At 57.2% G+C, this 16629-nt stretch carries 12 protein-coding genes; 10 read left to right on the top strand and 2 right to left on the bottom strand.

The annotated features are described in order from the left end of the window. Positions 1-235 precede the first annotated feature (235 nt). From tcyJ to AD669_RS00730, 10 genes are all read left to right on the top strand, one after another. Positions 236-1036, top strand: coding sequence for a cystine ABC transporter substrate-binding protein (tcyJ, locus tag AD669_RS00775; protein WP_053116513.1), 801 nt, complete (start codon positions 236-238; stop codon positions 1034-1036). Continuing rightward, positions 1036-1752, top strand: a complete 717-nt coding sequence (tcyL, locus tag AD669_RS00770) for a cystine ABC transporter permease (RefSeq protein WP_008083614.1) — start codon at positions 1036-1038, stop codon at positions 1750-1752. The genes tcyJ and tcyL overlap by 1 nt, the downstream gene beginning before the upstream one ends. A gap of 4 nt (positions 1753-1756) precedes the next feature. After that, complete coding sequence (tcyN, locus tag AD669_RS00765; RefSeq protein WP_053116512.1) at positions 1757-2506, top strand: L-cystine ABC transporter ATP-binding protein TcyN; 750 nt, start codon at positions 1757-1759, stop codon at positions 2504-2506. Positions 2507-2970: 464 nt separating this feature from the next. Continuing rightward, on the top strand, positions 2971-3735 hold the full coding sequence (locus AD669_RS00760; RefSeq protein ID WP_053116511.1) for a hypothetical protein: 765 nt from the start codon (positions 2971-2973) through the stop codon (positions 3733-3735). Positions 3736-4130: 395 nt separating this feature from the next. Next, positions 4131-5372 (top strand): SfnB family sulfur acquisition oxidoreductase, encoded by a 1242-nt coding sequence (locus AD669_RS00755; RefSeq protein ID WP_053116510.1) that lies wholly within the window; start codon positions 4131-4133, stop codon positions 5370-5372. Positions 5373-5408: 36 nt separating this feature from the next. Continuing rightward, a complete protein-coding gene (locus tag AD669_RS00750; RefSeq protein WP_053116509.1) occupies positions 5409-6602 on the top strand; it encodes an SfnB family sulfur acquisition oxidoreductase in 1194 nt (397 codons plus the stop codon). Next, positions 6602-7960, top strand: coding sequence for an LLM class flavin-dependent oxidoreductase (locus AD669_RS00745; protein WP_053116508.1), 1359 nt, complete (start codon positions 6602-6604; stop codon positions 7958-7960). The genes AD669_RS00750 and AD669_RS00745 overlap by 1 nt, the downstream gene beginning before the upstream one ends. Positions 7961-8077: 117 nt before the next feature. Further along, positions 8078-8887: a MetQ/NlpA family ABC transporter substrate-binding protein gene (locus AD669_RS00740; RefSeq protein ID WP_053116507.1), complete on the top strand. Its 810-nt coding sequence runs from the start codon at positions 8078-8080 to the stop codon at positions 8885-8887. Between the two features lie 2 nt (positions 8888-8889). Further along, the gene (locus tag AD669_RS00735) at positions 8890-10011 is read left to right on the top strand and encodes a methionine ABC transporter ATP-binding protein (RefSeq protein ID WP_053116506.1); all 1122 of its coding nucleotides are present in this window, start codon (positions 8890-8892) and stop codon (positions 10009-10011) included. Next, positions 10001-10645, top strand: coding sequence for a methionine ABC transporter permease (locus AD669_RS00730; RefSeq protein WP_039756400.1), 645 nt, complete (start codon positions 10001-10003; stop codon positions 10643-10645). The genes AD669_RS00735 and AD669_RS00730 overlap by 11 nt, the downstream gene beginning before the upstream one ends. A 144-nt stretch (positions 10646-10789) precedes the next feature. Here the strand turns inward: AD669_RS00730 and AD669_RS00725 are convergent, their stop codons facing one another. Both AD669_RS00725 and AD669_RS00720 read right to left on the bottom strand, forming a co-directional pair. After that, complete coding sequence (locus AD669_RS00725; protein ID WP_053116505.1) at positions 10790-13573, bottom strand: RHS repeat-associated core domain-containing protein; 2784 nt, start codon at positions 13571-13573, stop codon at positions 10790-10792. 124 nt (positions 13574-13697) lie between these two features. Next, positions 13698-16613, bottom strand: coding sequence for an RHS repeat-associated core domain-containing protein (locus AD669_RS00720; RefSeq protein ID WP_053116504.1), 2916 nt, complete (start codon positions 16611-16613; stop codon positions 13698-13700). Positions 16614-16629 lie beyond the last annotated feature (16 nt).

Here is a 16629-nt window from a genome sequence, read left to right as displayed (position 1 = left end):
TGTAGGAGCTGCCGCAGGCTGCGATCTTTTCTAAAGAGAAGCCATATTCAAATAAGATCTAACAAATTAGATATTAAGTATTTTCAAGTCTAACGCAGACATCTTATAGTCTCGCCGCAGGCGAATTTCGCGCAAGACGCATAAGCTGCTTTAGGGCACGATAACGCAGGCGCACGAATCACGAATTCGCCAACTTTCCTTTAGCGTCTTCCATAAGAAAACACAGGGGCTCGTCATGAATTTTTCCGCACTACGTCGCAATCTGCTGGTGGGTTCACTGGGTCTGGCGCTGAGCGCCGGTCTGATCAGCCAGGCAGTGGCCGGTGAGCAGCTGCAACAGATCAAGGACAAAGGCGTTATCAACGTCGGCCTGGAAGGCACTTACCCTCCGTTCAGCTTCGTCGATGCCGACGGCAAACTGTCCGGTTTCGAAGTCGAGCTCTCGGAAGCGATCGCGCAAAAACTCGGCGTCAAAGCGAAGATCCAGCCGACCAAATGGGATGGCATCCTCGCCGCGCTGGAATCCAAGCGTCTGGACGTTGTGGTCAACCAGGTGACCATCTCCGACGAGCGCAAAAAGAAGTATGACTTCTCCGAGCCGTACACCGTTTCCGGTATTCAGGCGCTGGTGCTGAAGAGCAAAGAGTCCGCACTGAACATCAAGACCGCCGCTGACCTGTCCGGCAAAAAAGTCGGTGTGGGCCTGGGTACCAACTACGAACAATGGGTTCGCGCCAACGTGCCGGGCGCTGACGTGCGCACTTACGATGATGATCCGACCAAGTTCGCCGACCTCAACAACGGTCGCACCGACGCCATCCTGATCGACCGTCTGGCCGCGCTGGAATACGCCAAGAAAGCCCCGAAAACCGTCGCCGCCGGTGAAGCCTTCTCCCGTCAGGAAGCCGGTGTTGCCCTGCGTAAAGGTGAGCCGGAACTGCTGGCTGCCGTGAACAAGGCCATCGACGAACTGCGTGCTGACGGCACGTTGAAGAAGCTGTCCGAGAAGTACTTCAACGCAGACGTCACTAAATAATGGAAGTTGGATTTCAATTCGAAGCGCACTTCCCGCAGTTGAGCCAGCAACTCGCCGAGACATCGGCGCTGTTGCTGGACTCCGCGCCCTTTCTGCTCAAGGGCGCGTACTACACGGTCGTCCTCAGCCTCGGCGGGATGTTCTTCGGCTTGCTGCTGGGCTTCGGCCTGGCGTTGATGCGCCTGTCGCGCTTCAAATCAGTGAGCTGGCTGGCGCGCGTGTATGTGTCGTTCTTTCGCGGGACGCCGCTGCTGGTGCAGTTGTTCGTGATCTATTACGGCTTCCCGCAACTGGGAATCGAACTGGATCCGTTACCCGCAGCGCTGATCGGCTTCTCGCTGAACATGGCCGCGTACGCCTGTGAAATTCTGCGCGCCGCGATCGGTTCGATCGAGCGTGGTCAGTGGGAAGCTGCTGCGAGCATCGGCATGACCCGCGCGCAAACCTTGCGTCGGGCCATCCTGCCGCAAGCAATGCGCACGGCGCTGCCGCCGCTGGGCAACAGCTTCATCTCGCTGGTCAAGGACACGGCATTGGCCGCCACCATTCAGGTGCCGGAGCTGTTCCGTCAGGCGCAATTGATTACCGCCCGGACTTTCGAAGTCTTCACCATGTATCTTGCCGCCGCGCTGATCTACTGGATTCTGGCCACGGTGCTTTCGCACTTCCAGAACAAGTTGGAAGAGCGGGTCAATCGGCACGACCAGGAGTCCTGACGCGATGATTGTCGTGGAAAAACTGACCAAGCAATTCAAGGGTCAGGTCGTGCTCAACGGCATCGACCTCGAGGTCAAGGAAGGCGAAGTCGTCGCGATCATCGGCCCCAGCGGTTCGGGGAAAACGACGTTCCTGCGTTGCCTGAACTTTCTTGAACAACCGACTAGCGGCAGGATCAAGGTCGGCGATATCGAAATCGATACCAGCCGCCCGTTGAACCAGCAGCAGGGTCTGGTGCGCAATTTGCGCCAGCACGTGGGTTTCGTGTTCCAGAACTTCAATCTGTTCCCGCACCGCACCGCGCTGGAAAACGTCATCGAAGGCCCGGTCGTGGTCAAGAAGATGCCACGCGACGCCGCCATTGCCCTGGGCAAAAAGCTGATGGCCAAGGTCGGTCTGGCGGGCAAAGAGGACGCTTATCCGCGTCGTCTGTCTGGCGGTCAGCAACAGCGTGTGGCGATTGCCCGGGCGCTGGCGATGGAGCCAGAAGTGATCCTGTTCGACGAGCCGACTTCAGCCCTCGATCCGGAACTGGTGGGTGAAGTGCTGGCGACCATTCGTGGTCTCGCCGAAGAGAAACGCACCATGGTTATCGTGACTCACGAAATGGGTTTTGCCCGCGACGTGGCCAACCGTGTGGTGTTTTTCGACAAAGGCGTGATCGTCGAACAAGGCGAAGCCAAAGCGTTGTTTGCCAACCCTAAAGAGGAACGCACCAAACAGTTTCTCAGCAAGTTTCTGAATCACGCCTGAATCTGTTCAATGCATTAAACGATAACTTCCATGGATGGAAGTTACGCTTATCCCGCTGAATAAACTTTCTGCAATAACAAACACCCTAAATGCAGTGCACTTATATGTTCTGCAACAGACACATATCAATAGAAAACCCTGCTCAAACCATGATTGGGTTCAAACAGTCTCGCCCTCGAAACCGGCAAAACGCCCGAATAATCGTGGTCTCATTCGCCAATCCTCCTAGGCAGAATGCCTCGCAAGCGTAGGAAGGTTCTGATTAATTCGTAATTCACGGATTAGCTTAACGCCTCTATTGACTCCACTTCCCGCACGCTCTTATCTAGTCGCCAACCGACGTTTATTAGTTCAATCAACCAGCATTCTGACGCAACAGAAGTTCGCTGTTGTATTGCCTGGCAATTCACGCCTTTTGTTTTTCAGAAACGGACTTCGCTGCAAGGCTTCAAGGAGAGAAACCGATGACTCGCACTTCGAACACCCCCGAACTGGCGGCGCCGATCCTCGCGTCCGCGCAAAAAACCGGCATCAACCTGTCTGCCGCTGCACACCTGCTGATCGAGGTGGCGCCCTACCCCGGCATGGACGCCGGCGATCTGATCGAACTGTTCTGGAATCGCTGCTACGTCGCCTCCCGTGTACTCACCCGCGACGAGGTGGGCGAGGCCGTCAGTCTGCGTGTGCCGGAGAGTTTTATCGTCGACGGTACGGCGAGCATTCATTACCGGCTCATGCAGGTTGGCCAAGGCCCGGCGCTGTCGGCGGCGACGCGGGTGCAGGTCAAACTCGATTGCCCGGGCGGCCAGCCCCCAGCGCTGTCTGGAGACGAAAACCAGCAATTGGCACCCGTCACCCTGCCCGACACTATTCGCCGCCAGGGCGTGAACCCGAACCAGATCAAACGCGGCGTGCCGCTGACCATCGAGCCTTACGTGAACATGGCCGAGGACGACGAAATCACCTTGCGCTGGGGCGATGTGCGCATGGATCTGCCGGCAGTCACGGCGGCCGATGTCGGGCGGGCGATTCAGGTGTGGGTGCCGCCGGCGGTGATTGTCGAAGCGGGTGAGGATTTGCGCCTGGACGTGACGTACTGCGTGATTGATCGGGTGGGCAACAACTCGCGCTGGGCACCGCCACGGACATTGAAGATTGGATGCGCGAATCCTTATCTGAAAGTGCCGCTGAAGCCGGAGCTCAAAGCCGCAGAGTCACGCAAGCCTTAGCCCACATCTCCAAGAGAGAGGGGATTCTGTGGTGAGGGGATTCATCCCCGATGGGCTGCGCAGCAGCCCCTGCTTTTTAATTTTAGAAGCAGGGCCGCTGCGCGCCCCATCGGGGATAAATCCCCTCACCACAAAAGCACTCACCACAATGACAGCGTCAATATCAAAATCAAGTAACCAACCCGACCATCACCCCTTCTATACATATTCCTAAAAGTTAGTTTATTTAATATTTATACACGCTTAGGGTATATGAACCGGACCACCGGACATTCTTTCGTTCGCCGCACTTTTGCGGCGTTTTTCATAAGATGTGAGGTAGGTAGTATGGTCCGGAACACAATCACCCCAGTGCAGATCGCCAGGGCATTGCGTGCAGCCAAGGAGCGGCACTGATGTCCAGTCTGGCAGACGCAAACGTCCAGTCGGATCTGGACATCGCCCCGTTGATGTTGCCCGCGCAGGTTTTGCGCAACGACGCACAAGCCATCAAGGCCGCCCATGAGCTGGCGCAAGTTGCCCGCCTGCAGGCCGCCAAACGCGACCGTCAGCGCAAGCTGCCGTGGTCGGAAATCGAGCAGTTCACCCGCAGTGGTTTAGGCAGCATCGCCATCCCGCGCGAATACGGTGGCCCGCAGGTTTCATTCGTCACCCTGGCCGAGGTGTTCGCGATCATTTCCGCCGCCGACCCGGCGCTGGGACAGATTCCACAAAACCAGTTCGGCATCATCAATCTGGTGCTCGGCAGCGCCACCGAAGCGCAGAAAAAACAGCTGTTCCAGAGCGTTCTGGAAGGCTGGCGCATCGGCAATGCCGGCCCGGAACGCGGCACCAAAAACACCCTGGAATTGAAAGCGCGGATCACCGCCGACGGCGACGATTACGTGATCAATGGCCAGAAGTTTTACTCCACCGGCGCACTGTTCGCGCACTGGGTCGCAGTCAAAGCGCTCAACGATGACGGCAAGCAAGTGCTGGCCTTCGTCCGTCGCGGCACCCCGGGTTTGCGCATCGTCGATGACTGGTCGGGCTTCGGTCAGCGCACTACCGCCAGCGGCACGATTTTGCTGAACAACGTTCGCGTCGAATCGAGCCTGGTCGTCGACAACTGGAAGATCAACGAAATCCCCAACACCCAAGGTGCGGTGTCGCAGCTGATTCAAGCGGCGATCGACGCCGGTATCGCCCGTGGCGCCATCGACGACGCTATCGATTTCGTCAAAACCCGTGCACGGCCATGGATCGATGCCAAGGTCGAGCGGGCCAGTGATGACCTCTATGTGATCGCCGACATCGGCAAACTGAAAATCGAACTGCACGCCGCCGAAGCGCTGTTGCGCACGGCCGGCAAAGTGCTCGATCAGGTGCACGCAGCACCGCTCACCGCCGAATCCGCCGCGCGCGCTTCGATTGCCGTGGCCGAAGCGAAAGTGCTGACCACAGAAATCTCTCTAATCGCCAGCGAAAAACTGTTCGAACTCGCGGGCAGCCGCGCGACCCTCGCCGAATTCAACCTCGACCGTCACTGGCGCAACGCCCGCGTGCACACGCTGCACGACCCGGTGCGCTGGAAATATCACGCGGTCGGCGCCTATCGCCTCAACGGTACTTTGCCTGCTCGCCATTCCTGGATCTGACGACCGCACACTTTCTCAAGTGCAATGGAGAAACCTATGACTTTTTCCCATCACGTCGCGGTCATCACCAGCGATGAACAAGCCCTGATCGTCGCCAGCGACCTGGCCGAAGACTTCAAACGCGACAGCGCCGTGCGCGACCGCGAACGACGCTTGCCACTGCCGGAGCTCGATGTATTTTCACGCTCCGGTCTGTGGGGCATCAGCGTGCCGAAGGAATACGGTGGCGCTGGCGTGTCCAACGTCACCCTGGCCAAAGTCATCGCCCTGATCGCTCAGGCCGACGGCTCGCTCGGGCAGATTCCACAGAACCATTTTTATGCACTGGAAGTGCTGCGGGTAAACGGCAGCCACGCGCAAAAACAACGGCTGTACGCCGAAGTACTCGCCGGCCAGCGTTTCGGTAATGCACTGGCGGAACTGGGCACCAAAACCGCTCACGACCGCGTCACCAGCCTCAAACGCGACGGCGACGGTTATCGCATCAACGGTCGCAAGTTCTATGCGACCGGCGCGATTTACGCGCAGCGCATCCCGACCTCGGTCGTCGATGAAAACGGTGTGCAGCAACTGGCGTTCGTCCCGCGTGACAGCCAAGGGCTGAGCGTGATCGACGACTGGAGCGGTTTTGGTCAGCGCACCACCGGCAGCGGCTCGGTGGTGTTTGAAGACGTCTACGTCGCTGCTGAAGACGTGATCCCATTTCAAAGCGCCTTCGAACGTCCGACCACGGTTGGCCCGTTGGCGCAGATCCTTCACGCCGCCATCGACACCGGCATCGCCCGCGCCGCGTACGATGACGCGCTGCACTTTGTGCGCAGCAAAACCCGGCCATGGATCGATTCCGGCAACGACAAAGCCACCGAAGATCCGCTGACGCTGAAGAGCTTCGGCCACTTGAGTATTCGTCTGCACGCCACCGAAGCCTTGCTCGAACGCGCCGGCGAATTTCTCGACGCCGCACAAGCCGAGAGCAATGCCGAAACCGTCGCTGCGGCATCGATTGCTGTCGCCGAAGCCCGCGCGATCAGCACTGAAATTTCCCTAGCCGCCGGCAGCACATTGTTCGAATTGGCCGGCAGTCAGGCCACGCTGATTGAGCACGGTCTCGACCGTCATTGGCGCAACGCCCGCGTGCACACCCTGCACGACCCGGTGCGCTGGAAATATCACGCCGTCGGCAACTATTACCTCAACGATGAAAACCCTCCACTGCGAGGGACGATCTGATGAGCGCGGCGAAAAAGAAGATCCTGCTCAACGCGTTCAACATGAACTGCATCGGCCACATCAACCACGGCTTGTGGACGCACCCGCGCGACACCTCGACGCGCTACAACACTATTGAGTACTGGACGGAACTGGCGCAATTGCTGGAGCGCGGCCTGTTCGATGGTTTGTTCATCGCCGACATCGTCGGTGTGTACGACGTCTATCAGAACTCGGTCGATGTGCCGCTGAAAGAGTCGATCCAGTTGCCGGTCAACGACCCGCTGCTGCTGGTTTCAGCCATGGCCGCCGTGACCAAAAACCTCGGCTTCGGTCTCACCGCGAACCTCACCTACGAGCCGCCCTATCTGTTCGCCCGGCGCATGTCGACGCTCGATCATCTGAGTCGCGGCCGTGTCGGCTGGAACATCGTCACCGGCTACCTCGACAGCGCCGCCAAAGCCATGGGCCTCAGCGAACAAGTCGAGCATGACCGTCGTTATGATCAGGCCGACGAGTATCTGGAAGTGCTCTACAAACTCTGGGAAGGCAGCTGGGAAAACGGCGCGGTGCTCAATGATCGCGAGCAGCGGATTTACGCGCAGCCGGAGAAAGTGCACAAGGTCGAGCACAAGGGCGAGTTCTATCAGGTCGAGGGTTATCACCTCTGCGAGCCGTCACCGCAGCGCACGCCGGTGTTGTTTCAGGCCGGCAGTTCCGATCGCGGTTTGCTCTTTGCCGGGCGTCACGCCGAGTGCGTGTTCATCAGCGGTCAGAACAAGCCATCGACCAAGGTTCAGGTCGACAAGGTGCGCGCCAGCGCCGTTGAGGCGGGGCGCTATCCTGAGGACATCAAGGTGTTCATGGGCCTCAACGTGATCGTCGGCGCGACCGAAGAAGCGGCGTGGGCCAAGCATGCCGAGTACCTGAGTTACGCGAGTGCCGAGGCCGGCGTGGCGCATTTTTCTGCATCGACCGGCATCGACTTTTCTCAGTACGAAATCGACGAACCGATCCAGTACGTGAAGAGCAACGCCATTCAATCGGCGACGAAAAACCTGCAGAACAACGACTGGACGCGACGCAAATTGCTCGACCAGCACGCCCTCGGTGGCCGCTACATCACCGTGGTCGGTTCGCCTGAGCAAGTCGCGGATGAGCTGGAATCGTGGATCGCTGAGACCGGCCTTGATGGTTTCAATTTGACGCGGATTGTCACGCCGGAAAGCTATGTCGATTTTATTGAGCTGGTGATTCCCGAGTTGCAGCGGCGTGGGTCGTACAAGACCGCGTACGACAGCGGCAGCTTGCGCGAGAAGCTGTTTCACGGTGCGGCGCAACTGCCTGAGCAACATACCGGTTCTTCGTACCGGCATTAAAAGCTTCGCGAGCAAGATTTGCTCCTACAAGGCACCACGATCCCCGTAGGAGCAAAGCTTGCTCGCGAAGAGGCCCTACCAGACACCAAAAATCTATGCACTGACTGGAAAACCACCATGACCAAAAAACTCCTGTCCCTCCCAGTCAAAGCACTGGCCCTGGCCCTCGGCCTGTTCAGCTCGACAATCTTCGCCGCCGACGCCCCGCTAAAAGTCGGCACCACCGCCGCCTTCGCCATCCCGCTGGAAGCCGCCGTCGAAGAAGCCTCCAGACAAGGCCTCAAAGTCGAGCTGGTGGAGTTCACCGACTGGATCGCACCCAACGTCAGCCTCGCCGCCGGCGACATCGACGTGAACTACTTCCAGCACATCCCGTTCCTCGAAAACGCCAAGGCCGCCGCCGGTTTTGACCTGGTGCCGTTCGCCCCGGGGATCATCAACAACGTCGGCCTCTACTCGAAAAAATACAAAAGCTTCGACGAGCTGCCAGAAGGCGCCAGCGTCGCCATCGCCAACGATCCGATCAACAGCGGTCGCGGTTTGCAGCTGCTGGCCAAGGCTGGTTTGATCACCCTGAAACCGGGCGTCGGTTACAAAGCCACCGAAGACGACATCGTCGCCAACCCGAAGAAAATCAAAATCCTGCAAGTCGAAGCGGTGCAACTGGTGCGCGCTTATGACGATGCAGATCTGGTGCAGGGCTACCCGGCCTACATTCGTTTAGCGAAGACTTTCGATGCCGGTTCGGCGTTGCTGTTCGACGGTCTCGACCACAAGGAATACGTGATCCAGTTCGTCATCCAGCCGAAGAGCAAAACCGATCCGCGCCTGATCAAATTCGTCGACATCTACCAGCATTCGCCAGCCGTTCGCGCTGCGCTGGATAAGGCCCACGGCAAGCTGTATCAAGCCGGTTGGGAAAGCTGAGCATGACGGCCGCGATCCAACGGCGACTGGAAATTCCAGAGCCACACAATGCTGAAAAAACCGAACTGCATCCGGAACTGAATCGCGCTCATGTGCGCTTCATCGGGCTGGGCAAAACCTACAACGGTCGACAAGGCTCGGTCGCGGCGCTGCAGGGCATTGATCTGGCGATTCAGCGCGGTGAAGTGTTCGGCATCATCGGTCGCAGCGGCGCCGGCAAGTCGTCGCTGATCCGCACCATCAATCGTCTGGAACAACCGACGTCGGGGCGCGTGCTGATCGATCAGGTCGACATCGGCGAGTTCGATGAAGACCGTCTCGTGGCGCTGCGCCGACGCATCGGCATGATCTTTCAGCACTTCAATCTGATGTCGGCCAAGACCGTTTGGCAGAACGTCGAACTGCCGCTGAAAGTCGCTGGCGTACCGAAAGAGCAACGCGAGAAAAAGGTACGCGAATTGCTCGAACTGGTCGGCCTGCAAGAAAAACACAAGGCCTATCCGGCGCAGCTTTCCGGTGGCCAGAAACAGCGCGTCGGCATCGCCCGCGCGCTGGTGCATGACCCGGATATTCTGCTCTGCGACGAGGCCACCTCGGCGCTCGATCCAGAGACCACCCAGTCGATCCTCGGCCTGCTGCGCGAGATCAACCAACGCCTGGGCCTGACCATCGTGCTGATCACTCACGAGATGGCAGTCATCCGCGAAATTTGCGACCGCGTCGTCGTGCTTGAACACGGCCGCGTCGTCGAACAAGGCCCGGTGTGGGAAGTGTTCGGCAATCCGCAACACGAGGTCAGCCAGACCTTGCTCGCGCCGCTGCAACACGCGCTGCCGGAAGAATTACAGAGCCGTTTGCACCCGCAGTCGCCCTCCTCCGACGCGGCTGTGGTGCTGCGTTTGCAGTTCACCGGCAGTGCCAGCGACGAACCGGATCTGGCGGCACTTTTTACAGCCCTCGGTGGCCGGGTGAAATTGTTGCAGGGTGGCGTCGAACGGATTCAGGGGCACGCACTGGGGCAACTGTTATTGGCCGTCAGCGGCTCAGCGTTCAGCGCCGAGCAATTGCGCGAGCGCGCCGCACCGTGGGCGCAACGAGTGGAGGTGGTGGGTTATGTGGTTTGATCGCTTGTTGCAGGGGTTTATCGACACGTTCCTGATGGTCGGCGTGTCGTCGCTGATCGCGCTGCTGGTGGGGATTCCCATGGCGGTGATTCTGGTCACCAGCGACAAGGGCGGCATCTACGAAGCGCCGCTGTTGAACCGTGCGTTGGGCGCCTTCGTGAACCTGTTCCGCTCGATCCCGTTTCTGATTCTGATGGTCGCGCTGATTCCGTTTACCCGGTTGATTGTCGGCACTACGTACGGAGTCTGGGCGGCGGTTGTGCCGCTGACGATTGCGGCGACGCCGTTCTTTGCACGGATTGCTGAAGTGAGTTTGCGTGAGGTTGATCATGGTTTGATCGAAGCCGCGCAGGCGATGGGGTGCCGGCGTTGGCACATTGTCTGGCATGTGCTGTTGCCGGAAGCGCTGCCGGGGATTGTCGGCGGGTTCACGATTACGCTGGTGACGATGATCAACTCATCGGCGATGGCCGGGGCGATTGGTGCGGGCGGGTTGGGGGATATCGCTTATCGCTACGGGTATCAGCGGTTTGATAGCCAGATCATGCTGACGGTGATTGTGTTGCTGGTGGCGTTGGTGGCGGTGATTCAGTTGGGTGGGGATCGGTTGGCTCGGGGGTTGAATAAGCGGTGAGCTCAACCACTTTGTTGGGAGTTCTTGTCGCGCCTGGATGCTCGTGTGTTTCTGTCATTCATTGACGATGCGACTGCAGAATCCCGCAATCAGGCGCGAACACTCCTCTTACCAATGGCCGACTTACATTTTCCCGGCGCCAATTCATGGCGTACCGGATCCGAATCGTTTCAACTCCCAAGTTTTAAGATTTTCAGAGAAACGCTCAACGATCCTGGTTTTTGCCTCTTGTTGCATAGCTACTCTTTCTCTCGTAAACCAAGTACTTCTTTTATAAACTGCACCGCTGAAATATGGGTCATTCGATGGGGCGGCATGAATTACATTCACCACACCCGTTGCTGCGCGAGCAAATCTAATAGAAATCACATCCCACAATGCACCTGCAACACAACTATGAGGTGCGTTCAAAGGATTTTCATTGGTACGAAAAAATATTTCTCCAAGTGTTGTTCGAACGCCCACGCCCGCCATCGAAGCACCTTTAGCAAGCAAATCGCCCCTTGCCGTTGGCGAATCCATGTAATTGAAACGCTCATTTAGATACATATAGCCTGAAGCATAATGGCTAACATTCGTAAAGCTCGGGTTTTTATATATATTTAACTGACCTCCACCGTGCGTCATTTCGACAGTCATCCCTCTCGCCCTCTGAGCTATAAACTGCGCTGTGTACATCGCACTGATGGCATTTCCAGCTGCATCTACACCATTTCCATTCCAAAAAAAAGCGCCGTCGGCAGGCGTTTTTACATCAGAACCGAATACAAACGCTCCCAGACTCTTAAACTCTTTATTCCTCTCAATTATAATTCTCACCAAACTCACAAATTTTTCTTTGGTATGGTTTTCGTTCCTTAGATTCGACAACGCACTTAACGATCTAAACGTTCTCCTTGCTCCATCAACATCAAAACTGGCGCGTTCAGCACTCAACATCAAGGAATCCGTCACGTTATCTCGCGCTAATCCATTGTTATCTTTATATGACATGACTCCATTCTTTACGAACAAAAACAAGTTGACTCCTTCTGCAGTGCCCACGGGGTCAGGCGATATCCAACGTTGTAACCACGGCGCAAAATATCGATACCCATAATAATAAAGGCCGCTCGCATCACGCTCCTTGCCCGAATAACGGAAAGATTTGTACTTCGTTGCCAAATCACTCTTGCCAGACCAGCATGCCGTACCGCCGAACGCGTAATAGTGTTCCTGGCTTAATACCCCCGCGCGCTCATCCAACTCCATCGAGCTGGAACCAAGATGATCACCGAGGCTGTAACCCCATTGATCGCTTTCAGCACCTTCGGGCCAATGCAGTAATCGCGCGTGGTTCCGCCCGGCGTCGACACTGACTACATGCCGCTCTACACCGCCGACTTCGCAATGAATCTCAAGACCCGGCAGATAACGCACTTCTGTTGTCAGGGTTTGCCCGGATGCCCGACTGATTTGCGTCTTACGCAACCGATGCCCCGGCTGATCGTAGACATAACACTCACAGTCATCCGCCTCGGCCCCACGCTGTACCAACGTTACCCGACTCAACTCATTGCGCACATTCCACGCCATGGGTTGCCCACGCTGCAATTCCAGCTGATTACCCGCCGCATCAAACCCCAGCGTTATCTGCGCCTCTCCCGGCAGGGATCCATCGTCAAGCTGCGCCAGACTCCGATTGCTGCGCGCAGAAGTGAACATCGAAAACCCAGGCGCGCTACTGTGATGCCGCGTGATCAGGTTGCCTGCCGCGTCGTAAGCAAACGTCTGGGTGTAGTTGCGCCGCTGAGCGGGATCCATCGGCAAAGGCAGCAGATCGGGTAGCGCCGGGCCATGGCTCGGTTTGCTGACCTCCCAGCCTTTGGCTTCGACCAATTGGTACAGGCTGTCATAGCGATATCGGCTGACCGGCTCGATGCGCTGGCCGTTGAAGTGGCTCACGGTTTGGCACTTGTCTTCGAGCTCGACAGTATTGCCCACCGGGTCGTAGGCGTAATTCAAATCTTGCAAAGGCTGTTGCCCGGCGACACCTGCGAAAAGCCTCAGCAGGCGACCATCCTCAGGACTGAAATCCGCACTTGAGACTACGCCGTTGCCGGCCGTTTCACTTTCGATCTGATCTTGTGCGTTATAACGAATTTCGCTGACAAGACACTGTGGATGCTGACCTTCACCGGATTGCAAAAGCCATGTCGCAGAGGATTTTCCTGCCACGTTGAAATGGAAAATTTGTGTATTACCCGCTGCATCGATCTGACGCTGCACCTCGCCCGTTGGATAGAAAGCGTATCGGGTGACGTAGGCATTTTCTTCGAGAAGTTCGTCTCGGGCGTCCGGTAGAAGCGGCCAGTCCGGCGCATCCAGCTCAATGAGAAACCGTCGAGACTCCTCCAGCACTGCACCCGACCAACCATAATCGCCGAGGAGCTGGCCACCGCCCGGGTCGTCATGCCGGATCAGTTGCCCACACTGATTGTGCTGCGCAAAACTCTCCGTGGCATCGGCATAAGTCCAGCGCTCAACCACCTGAGGCTGCTCACCAAAGGCTTGCTCCGTCAGTGCAACCGGACGCTGCAAATCATCAAACTCACGATGACATTGGCTACCCCGTTCATCCCAGAAGGAACGCTGCGAACCTGCGTCATTGCACAGATTCAACTGCCAACCGGCATCCACGCTGTCCGTCAGCAACACCTGACCGCTCAAACCGTATACGGTGCTCAGATTCGGTTTCGGCGCGGCTCCCCACAACCGAGGATCCCACGCCGCTACCTCGCGCCCCGCCTCATCGAACATCTGTCGGGTGATGCGCGGTTCGACGTCGGGTTTGTCCGGGTGCTGGCAGTAGGCAACGCTGCGAATCGCCAGTGCTCGCGGGTCGACGACGGACAGGGTGGGATGAGGTGAGTGCTGAGTCGCCTTCATGGCTGTGAACGTCCTCCAGGCTTAGGGGTAGCCTGAGGGTTTTTTCATCGGTCCGATACTGTAAGAAGTAACAGGTGGAATTAACCCACGATCAACGGCTCGCGGCGCTCGGCGCATGCCGAACTCAAGAGAACAGTCTCTTGAACAGGCCACGCGACTGTGGCTTTTCATAGTAAACAAGGAAGTTTCCAATAGGTCTTGTCGTTTCATTTGCATAGGGTCGTCGCATGAGCGATTCACCGTTTGCCCCGGCGACTCCAAGGGTAGAGGAATAACCACCGTCCAGATTCACCGAATGGCCTCCTCCCCCCCCCATCCCTTCGAGTCGAGCCATAACCAATGACCACTCGGGCATGGTGTAGCCCGTAGCCATTGCAGTTCTGCCAGTGCTATTTCCCCTGGCCATTCGTGTCCGTTGTTCTGCGCCTGATGTACTCGGCAAACTGATGCCCGAGCGGATATTGGGAGAGTCGGCATGACCCAATTTACCTGGCTGATTGCCCTTGACGGTAAATTGAAATCTTTGCTGCTTCAGCATTTTTTCCGTGAACACAGCCTCGCCGTTGCTGGAAAGCAAGGGCGCCGTATTTATTAGCGAACCATCCCTCATGGGGAGCTCAATATAATTTCTACGATAATCTGCTGGGATGGGAGCGTAAACCTGCCTTTTCCCACTGATCACGGTCGGGCCGATCGGGGCAAAGGGTGAGATGAACTCACTGGCGCCATTCCGAAAATTGAAAAAGCCACCGTTGATATAGGCCACTGCACCCGCACTTTTGAGCCCTGCTTGCGCCTTGATCGCTTGACCCGGCTCTAGCTGGAGAAAAAAACCTTGTTCGCTACCCGCCACTTTCCCCCTCAATGCAGGCGCTATCGACAGGTAAGAAAGTGCTCTATCGCCCTGTACCGGTCGAGTCAATCCAATGCCCAAACGATTGAACAACTCATTGCCTCCGACGATGTCGACAGAGATTATTCCCTTTGCAACCGTGCGAACCCGCACCCCTCCACTTGCTGCCACCGACTGCGATAAAGCCTCGTTGTAGGCTGAACTCCACCGGTTGTACGCATCAACTCTTGTCAAACCGTCGGGATCTACAAAGTTAAGTGGATCATTCCCGACCATCGCAAATAAATTAAGCCCATCTGCGATCGGATCCGAGCTTATCCATCGTTGCAACCAAGGCGCGTAATACCGGTATCCATAGTAATAAAGCCCTGTCGAATCACGCTCCTTGCCGCTATAGCGATGGGTTTTGTAGTTCGCCGCAGAGGCGTTTTTTGCTGCCCAGCAGGCCGTACTGCCAAACGCGTAATAGTGTTCTAACGTCAGTATTGCGCCCTCGTCATCCAGTTCCAGCGTGCTGGAACTCAGATGATCGCTGAGGCCATAGCGCAATTGATCGGGGTGTGTTCCGTCGGGCCAATGTAGCATCCGTACTGAGTTGTGCCCGCCGATGAAATTGATGACGTGGTGTTCTTCACCATTGTTATGCTGCCGCAACTCCAGTCCCGGCAGATAACGGACTTGGCTACGCAGCGCCCGACCCGCCACGCTGGCAACTGAAACTTTGCGCACTCGGTGACCCGGCCGATCGTAGCGGTAACACTCAAAATCGTGCTGTTGGTTTTCTCGCGAAACCAGTGCCACTTCATGCAGTTGGTTGTGAGTGTTCCAGACCATATTTTGGCCGCGATTCAATTCAATTTGATTGCCGCACTTATCGAATCCGGCATTGATTTCCGGCTCTCCTGGCAACGAACCATCATTGCGCTGCCCGAGGCTACGGTTGCTGTTGCCGGAGGTGAACATCGCAAATCCGGCCGTTGCGCTGTGCTGTCGGGAAACGAGATTGCCGCCGCTGTCGTAGACGAACTTCTGGAGATAATTGCGGCGCTGAGCAGGATCCAGCGGTGTCGCAATCAACTCGGGCAATGCCGGCCCGTGACTTGGCAGGCTGACCTCCCAGCCCTTGGCTTCGATCAGTTCATAAAGACTGTCGTAACGGTAAGAACAGACCGGAGCAATGCGCTGGTTATTGAAGTAAGTGACAGGTTGGGACTTGTCTTCCAGCTCGACGATATTGCCCACCGGATCGACGCAATAATGCAGATCCAGCAAGGGTTTATGAGGGTGGATGGCAGCGGTCAACCGAGTCAGCCGGCCATCCCTGGCGTCATAGTCAGCACGGGCGATAACGCCGTTCCCGGCGGTTTCGAATTCAACCTGATCCTGAGCGTTGTAACGAATATCGCTGACCAGTTTTCGCGGCGGTTTTGCCTCCCCCGCCATTTGCAGCCAGACATCGCGAGATCTGCCAGCGATGTCGTAACCGAACCTTTGCACGTTGTCGCAAGCGTCGATCTGCTTTAGCAATTGCCCTGCGGGATTGAATTCCGATCGAGTCGTAAACGTCTGTTCTTCCAATAGCGCATCGCGCCCCGGGAGATCGACGGGCCAATCGGGTGTGTCAAGATCCTCAAGGAATCGCTCCTGCACCGTCAATATGGAACCGGCTACGCCATAGCTGGGGCATTTCCGCGAACCTGCGGGATGATCGTGGCGGATCAATCGGCCGCACTGGTTGTGTTGCGCGAGCGCTTCATCGGCGTCGCCATAAATTAGTCGCTCAACAATTTTTGCTGGGTGGCTGACCATCTGCTCTGTAACGGAGACTGAGCGACGTTGTGTGTCGTACTCATAATGTCGCTGCGTACCCCGTGCATCCCAGAACGAAAGCGTTGATCCCGCCTGTTCCAGCAAGCTCAACTGCCAACCGGCATCCACGCTGTCCGTGAGCAACACCTGACCGCTCAAACCGTATACGGTGGCCATGTTCGGTTTGGGTGCGGCGCCCCACAACCGGGGATCCCACGCCGCCACTTCGCGCCCCACCTCATCGAAAATCTGCCGGGTGATGCGCGGTTCGACCTCGGGTTTGTCCGGGTGCTGGCAGTAGGCAACGCTGCGAATCGCCAATGCTCGCGGGTCGACGACGGACAGGGTGGGATGAGGTGAGTGCTGAGTCGCCTTCATGGCTGTGAACGTCCTC

This window comes from Pseudomonas sp. P1.31 (assembly GCF_001269815.1).
Classification (GTDB): domain Bacteria; phylum Pseudomonadota; class Gammaproteobacteria; order Pseudomonadales; family Pseudomonadaceae; genus Aquipseudomonas; species Aquipseudomonas rustica.
This window is presented reverse-complemented; position numbering and strand designations above follow the sequence as displayed.

Bases quoted from the DNA above. Each gene is read 5' to 3' on its own strand.
- tcyJ (WP_053116513.1), top strand. From the start codon at position 236: ATGAATTTTTCCGCACTACGTCGCAATCTGCTGGTGGGTTCACTGGGT.
- tcyL (WP_008083614.1), top strand. From the start codon at position 1,036: ATGGAAGTTGGATTTCAATTCGAAGCGCACTTCCCGCAGTTGAGCCAG.
- tcyN (WP_053116512.1), top strand. From the start codon at position 1,757: ATGATTGTCGTGGAAAAACTGACCAAGCAATTCAAGGGTCAGGTCGTG.
- AD669_RS00760 (WP_053116511.1), top strand. From the start codon at position 2,971: ATGACTCGCACTTCGAACACCCCCGAACTGGCGGCGCCGATCCTCGCG.
- AD669_RS00755 (WP_053116510.1), top strand. From the start codon at position 4,131: ATGTCCAGTCTGGCAGACGCAAACGTCCAGTCGGATCTGGACATCGCC.
- AD669_RS00750 (WP_053116509.1), top strand. From the start codon at position 5,409: ATGACTTTTTCCCATCACGTCGCGGTCATCACCAGCGATGAACAAGCC.
- AD669_RS00745 (WP_053116508.1), top strand. From the start codon at position 6,602: ATGAGCGCGGCGAAAAAGAAGATCCTGCTCAACGCGTTCAACATGAAC.
- AD669_RS00740 (WP_053116507.1), top strand. From the start codon at position 8,078: ATGACCAAAAAACTCCTGTCCCTCCCAGTCAAAGCACTGGCCCTGGCC.
- AD669_RS00735 (WP_053116506.1), top strand. From the start codon at position 8,890: ATGACGGCCGCGATCCAACGGCGACTGGAAATTCCAGAGCCACACAAT.
- AD669_RS00730 (WP_039756400.1), top strand. From the start codon at position 10,001: ATGTGGTTTGATCGCTTGTTGCAGGGGTTTATCGACACGTTCCTGATG.
- AD669_RS00725 (WP_053116505.1), bottom strand. From the start codon at position 13,573: ATGAAGGCGACTCAGCACTCACCTCATCCCACCCTGTCCGTCGTCGAC.
- AD669_RS00720 (WP_053116504.1), bottom strand. From the start codon at position 16,613: ATGAAGGCGACTCAGCACTCACCTCATCCCACCCTGTCCGTCGTCGAC.